Raw genomic sequence first — 3,227 nt, forward strand, 5'->3', positions numbered from 1 at the left:
CTGAAGGTTTCGCAGACCTCATCTAATAGGTTTTTGAGTATGCTGATGCCTGCTTCAGTCTGCATAGAGGTGCCAAAAGCTTTCTCGAACGCACGACTATGCCCCGGCATATCGATTTCGGGTATAAGCATTACGTGGCGTTGGCGGCAGAACTCGACCAGCTCTTTGGCTTCGGCTAAGGTGTAGTACTGGGCAGGCATACGCTCGTAGTTTTCGGCAGCATTGAGCTGTGGATATCGCAGACTCTGCAGTCGCCAACCTTCATTTTCGGTCAGATGCCAATGAAATACATTTATCTTATACTGAGCGAGTAGTGCTATTTCGGTTTTCAGCTCTTCTATGCTCAGGTAGCTGCGCCCTGCGTCTTGCATAAAGCCACGCACCCTAAAGGCTGGGTAGTCGGTAATGGTGCAGCCTTCGATATAGCGCTTTTTGCCCTTTTGTACCACTAACTGCTGTAGGCTTTGGTGCGCCCTATAGACCCCTAAAGCCGTAATAGCGGTAATGCGCACCTTATCGCGCGTCACCTCTAATATATAGGCTTCGTCTTTATTGAGGGGTATTTGGGGCAAATCGGGGACTAATTGTACCGTAGCAATATCGGTCAGTAGAGTAGAGGCACTAAGCGGGTATTGCTGCCCATTTGGGGTTACTGTTTGTGGTATAGGAAGCAGTTGCCTCAGACCAGCCAAGGCAACTGCTGGGAATAATAAATATACGTAGAATAGTTTTTTTATCATTTTGGTTTTAATCTGTTAGGAATGTATTGGTAAGATATTCATAATCTTACGCTAAAATTTTCAGCAAATGTAGGAAAAATAAATGAAATGGGCAAAAAAATATTAACATTTCTTTTTGATTTACCTCTTATTCTCCCCAGCCCTCTCCGCCTTCCCATCTACAAACAATGAGCGAACAATGAGCGAACAATGAGCGAAGGATAAGCGAAGGATAAGTCATTTGTCAGCTAAATTAGTAAATTGGCAAATTATTACTATCTTTGCAGCGTAATTTTGTAATTCATAATTAAAAATAGTGCTCGAACAGGTAAATTTAACATACGAAAAAGTAGTCTTAATTGGTATTATAAACCAACTACAGACGGAAGAAAAATCAAAAGAATACCTCGATGAACTCGAATTTCTGACTTATACCGCTGGTGGCGAGGTACTGAAACGTTTTACCCAAAAATTAGACGTACCCAACCCTAAAACCTTTATCGGTACCGGTAAAATGGAAGAGGTACAGCAGTACGTAGAGGAAAACGAGGTGGGTACGGTTATCTTTGACGATGAGCTTACCCCTGCCCAACAGAAGAATATAGAACGCATACTCAAAGCTAAAATATTAGACCGCACGGGGCTTATCTTAGATATCTTTGCCCAGCGCGCGCAGACCAGCTACTCGCGTACGCAGGTAGAGCTTGCCCAGTACGAATACTTATTGCCACGCCTTACAGGTCTGTGGACGCACCTCGAACGCCAACGCGGGGGGATAGGGATGCGCGGACCGGGTGAGACCGAAATAGAAACTGACCGCCGTATCGTGCGCGACCGCATCGCCCTACTGAAAAAGAAACTCTCGGCTATTGATAAGCAGATGGCTACCCAGCGCAGCAATCGCGGGGCATTGGTGCGTGTAGCCCTCATAGGCTATACCAACGTGGGCAAATCGACCCTGATGAATGTGATAAGCAAAAGTGAGGTGTTTGCCGAAAATAAGCTCTTCGCTACCCTCGATACTACCGTGCGCAAGGTGGTGATAGAAAACTTACCCTTTTTGCTATCAGACACCGTAGGCTTTATACGTAAACTGCCTACCCAGCTGATAGAATCGTTTAAGAGTACTTTGGACGAGGTGCGCGAGGCTGACTTATTGCTGCACGTGGTGGATATTTCGCACCCTAATTTTGAAGAGCATATACAGTCGGTAAACCAGATATTGGCAGAAATACACAGCGCCGACAAGCCTACCATTATGGTTTTTAACAAAATAGACGCTTATACCCACGAGGTGATAGCCGAAGACGACCTTGCGACCGAGCGCACTACTAAGCATTTCACCCTTGAAGAGTGGAAACAAACGTGGATGCAGAAAGTAGGTAAAGATGTGCTATTTATTTCAGCCCTTAACAAAGAGAATCTGGAAGAATTTCGCAAGGTAGTGTATGAGAAGGTGAAGGAGATACACATTACTCGCTTCCCTTATAATAACTTTTTGTATTAGTAATGGCAAAAATAGGAAATATAGATTTGGGAGAATTCCCTTTGTTGCTTGCCCCTATGGAGGATGTGAGCGACCCGCCTTTTCGCCGCCTGTGCAAGTTGCACGGGGCTGATATGCTTTACAGCGAATTTATTTCGTCTGAAGGGCTTATTCGCGATGCGATAAAAAGCAGGCAAAAGCTGGATATTTTTGATTACGAGCGTCCGGTAGGGATACAGATTTTTGGGGGTGATGAAGAGGCTATGGCGCTTTCGGCAAAGATAGTAGCTACGGTTCGTCCGGATTTGGTGGATATTAATTTCGGCTGTCCGGTGAAGAAGGTGGTGAGCAAAGGTGCTGGTGCAGGGGTGCTAAAAGATATTGACCTGATGGTGCGCCTTACTAAAGCAGTAGTGCGTAGTACTGACCTGCCGGTAACCGTAAAGACGCGTTTGGGCTGGGACGAGAGTAGTATCAATATAGAAGAAGTAGCTGAGCGCCTACAAGATGTGGGCATTAGCGCCCTTACCATTCACGCTCGCACTCGCAGCCAGATGTACAAAGGGCATTCGGACTGGAGCTATATAGCCAAAGTGAAGAATAACCCCCGCATACACATTCCTATTTTTGGCAATGGCGATATTGATAATCCGGAGAAAGCCTTAGAATACCGCAATAAATACGGGGTAGATGGTATAATGATAGGGCGTGCAGCTATTGGCTATCCTTGGATATTTAGAGAGATAAAACATTATTTTGCTACCGGTGAACTTTTGGCGCCCCCTACCATAGCCGATAGGGTAGCGGCAGCTCGCAATCACCTAATATGGTCGGTAGAGTGGAAAGGAGAACGGCAAGGGGTATTGGAGATGCGTAGGCATTATGCGAACTACTTTAAAGGCTTGCCAAACTTTAAAGAACACCGCCAGCGCCTCGTAACCTTAGATAGCGCTGCTGAAATAGTAACAGCCCTTGAAGAGATAGTGGCAAAATACTAAAAAATAAAAGACTTTAATATAACT

Annotated in this window: 3 protein-coding genes; 2 read left to right on the forward strand and 1 reads right to left on the reverse strand. The window is 45.4% G+C overall.

From position 1 onward, the window contains the following. A partial coding sequence (locus HMPREF9074_RS08255) for a family 20 glycosylhydrolase (protein WP_156961114.1) occupies nucleotides 1-740 on the reverse strand: 740 nt, incomplete at its 3' end. A 295-nt stretch (nucleotides 741-1,035) separates the two neighbouring features. On the opposite strand from HMPREF9074_RS08255, the gene hflX reads away from it, so the two are divergent. Continuing rightward, the gene (hflX, locus tag HMPREF9074_RS08260; RefSeq protein ID WP_009390964.1) at nucleotides 1,036-2,226 is read left to right on the forward strand and encodes a GTPase HflX; all 1,191 of its coding nucleotides are present in this window, start codon (nucleotides 1,036-1,038) and stop codon (nucleotides 2,224-2,226) included. 2 nt (nucleotides 2,227-2,228) lie between these two features. Further along, nucleotides 2,229-3,203 carry a tRNA dihydrouridine synthase DusB gene (gene dusB / locus HMPREF9074_RS08265; RefSeq protein WP_009390966.1) on the forward strand — a complete coding sequence of 325 codons (975 nt, stop codon included), beginning with the start codon at nucleotides 2,229-2,231 and terminating at the stop codon, nucleotides 3,201-3,203. Nucleotides 3,204-3,227: the final 24 nt, after the last annotated feature.

It is taken from the genome of Capnocytophaga sp. oral taxon 329 str. F0087 (assembly GCF_000213295.2).
Lineage (GTDB): Bacteria > Bacteroidota > Bacteroidia > Flavobacteriales > Flavobacteriaceae > Capnocytophaga > Capnocytophaga leadbetteri_A.

Excerpts from the sequence above, each read along its gene's own strand:
- dusB (WP_009390966.1), top strand. The coding sequence starts at position 2,229 with ATGGCAAAAATAGGAAATATAGATTTGGGAGAATTCCCTTTGTTGCTT.